Origin of the sequence: Fastidiosibacter lacustris, assembly GCF_003428155.1 — a bacterium.
Classification (GTDB): domain Bacteria; phylum Pseudomonadota; class Gammaproteobacteria; order Francisellales; family Francisellaceae; genus Caedibacter; species Caedibacter lacustris.
Window position 1 is genome coordinate 1 of sequence record NZ_QLIR01000041.1, and the last position, 2363, is coordinate 2363.

Genomic DNA, 2363 nt, shown 5'->3' on the forward strand with positions numbered 1-2363 from the left:
CGTGAATACCAGGCAGATCCGCTGGGGGCATTGGCGCGACATTTTGGCTGGCAGTTTTTATCGTATTGTTATGGCACAGTGACAGCGTTTGGTGGGGGTTTTGTCAATGAAATAAGTTTTGGATTAACGGACTTCAGTTACGATGACAGGCATCAATTCGCGCATTATGCGGGCTTAATTGCAGCGAATGTGCTAGGGGGAATACCGAAAGCGGGGTTAAGTGCCATAGTCAGAGGTGGCAAGGCAATGGCAAAGGTGGCATTGCCAAGAGTGATTAAGGAAAGTGTTAAGGCTGAAAATGCTGCTAAAGCTAGCCATGAAGCGGGTAAAATACGTGAGTTTGTAACTACTGTTGCAAATGGTGCAGAGCACGCGGCAACTGGCTTTAAGGGCAATAAAGGATTTGAACTCAAGAACTCGCCATACCAGAAGGTAAGAAACAAAGCCACTACTATAAATGGCCGCGACTTCTCCGGTCATGCATTAGATCAAATGCAGAATCGGGGAATTATGCCTTCCGTTGTTGAGAACACGATAAAAACAGGTCAAACGTTACCCACAAAAGCAGGAACTACCAGTTTTTATGATTTGGTTAATAACGTCAGGGTTATTACTAACTCAGAAACAGGTCGAATTGTGACCGTCATAAGAGGAGTGCCGAATTGATGTCAGAGCATTTAGATAGAGTTAAAGCGCTTTATCAAGCAATACAGAAATTATTGATTGAAGAATGGGACCCAATCGGAGTTGTAGATATTCCCGAAGCCCAAGATGAGTATGATTCCTATGTCCCTGGAATTTATAATATGCTTATTTCAAGGAAATCAAAGCATGATATATTTGAATATCTTTGGTGGCTTGAAACTGAACATATGGGATTGACTGGGAATTGGAAGCAAACTGAAATATTGGCTGAGCGATTGTGTAGTTTGGCTGAATAACGGGCAGAGATTCTCACCAAGTTGCTATTGATATTTGGTCGAGTAAGCCAAAGGAACTTCCCCTCTAGCTGCTCACAGAACCGTACGTGACATTCTCCTGTCATACGGCTCTTATTGTACAATCTTTTGCTGGCTCAATTGCCAATGTCTATAAAGATTGGGCTGCCTCGCTCTTACTCCTGCCAACCACTCCTTTGATGGCAATAAAAACGATCGTTTTTATTGCCATCAAATCAAATCCATTTGCAAAATAATTTTGGTTCTAAAATTCTATTTGCAAAATAATGTTGGTTGATTTGCAGAATAATTCTGGCTGAGCGTCATTTTATTGCTGGCGCGCACAATTAAGGAAAGAAAGGCAAATGGATGGAATCAAACAAGGAAGGAAAAATGGCGTAAAGTTTGGCAGACCATCAACATTAACAAGAGAGAAAGCAAACGCAGTATTAGAGGATATGGGAACAGATTTAAGTGTCCAAGCTATTATGGACAAACATGCTATATCTAGGCGTTCTTACTATTCAATAAAAACAGGAAAATACAAAGAAAAACTTTGCTGACTGTTGGCCGAGCTTTGCTCGGTGTTTTGTTTACTGTTATGTGAGTTAACTGTAGCGGCTCGCTTTCATAATCACCCCGACCCGCTTTTATCGCTCAAAGTGGGACCACATTAATTGACTCTATAAATATTTTCTGACCCACATTAAATGACTTTATAAATTTCTCGACCCACATTATTTGCATCTGGGACCACATTAAATGATTTTATCCAGTGCGCTTAAAGTGTCAGAAAAACCCTCGTTAAACTGATTTAAGTCTTTACCAAAATAATTAACAATCTCAGAATTTTACTGTTCTATCATGCTGATAAAATATTTAATTAATTCCCTTATATCTAAGCATCGATTTGGTGTGGTTTTTGGATTCGAGCGTTGTAAGCAATCAAGTAACGAGATGATATTTAAAATATAAATGGATTTTTCCAGTCTTTAGGTGTATTAGTCTAGATATAATCTGACACTCATCTTGACTTAGATGAGATTGCCTGTTTTGATAAACGTGAAACAAAACAAATCAAAAACAGGAGCAACCTCATGTTGGATACTAATAATAAATTCATCAAAAATAAAGTCGGTTTGTTAAATTTAGCAGAGGAATTAGAAAATATTTCCAAAGCATGCAAAGTAATGGGTTTCTCACGTGAAACCTTTTATCGTTATCAAGAAGCGGTAAAAGATGGTGGAGTTGAAGCTTTGTTGGATAAAAACAGACGTGTGCCTAATTTCAAAAACCGTGTTGATGAAGTAATTGAAAAAGCCGTTATTGAATATGCGATTGAATACCCTGCCTATGGACAACTACGTGCCAGTAATGAGTTAAGAAAACAAGGCATATTTGTTTCTCCTAGCGGTGTTCGCTCGA

At 39.0% G+C, this 2363-nt stretch carries 4 protein-coding genes; all 4 read left to right on the forward strand.

The features are described from left to right. A partial coding sequence (locus DNJ77_RS09740; RefSeq protein WP_157966678.1) for a DUF4258 domain-containing protein occupies positions 1 to 666 on the forward strand: 666 nt, incomplete at its 5' end. Next, positions 666 to 941 carry a hypothetical protein gene (locus DNJ77_RS09745; RefSeq protein WP_116964866.1) on the forward strand — a complete coding sequence of 92 codons (276 nt, stop codon included), beginning with the start codon at positions 666 to 668 and terminating at the stop codon, positions 939 to 941. The genes DNJ77_RS09740 and DNJ77_RS09745, both read left to right, overlap by 1 nt. Positions 942 to 1303: 362 nt before the next feature. Continuing rightward, complete coding sequence (locus DNJ77_RS09750) at positions 1304 to 1501, forward strand: hypothetical protein (protein ID WP_192877960.1); 198 nt, start codon at positions 1304 to 1306, stop codon at positions 1499 to 1501. Positions 1502 to 2035: 534 nt separating this feature from the next. After that, positions 2036 to 2363, forward strand: a 328-nt coding sequence (locus DNJ77_RS09755) for a helix-turn-helix domain-containing protein (RefSeq protein ID WP_157966679.1), incomplete at its 3' end; no start/stop codon positions are given.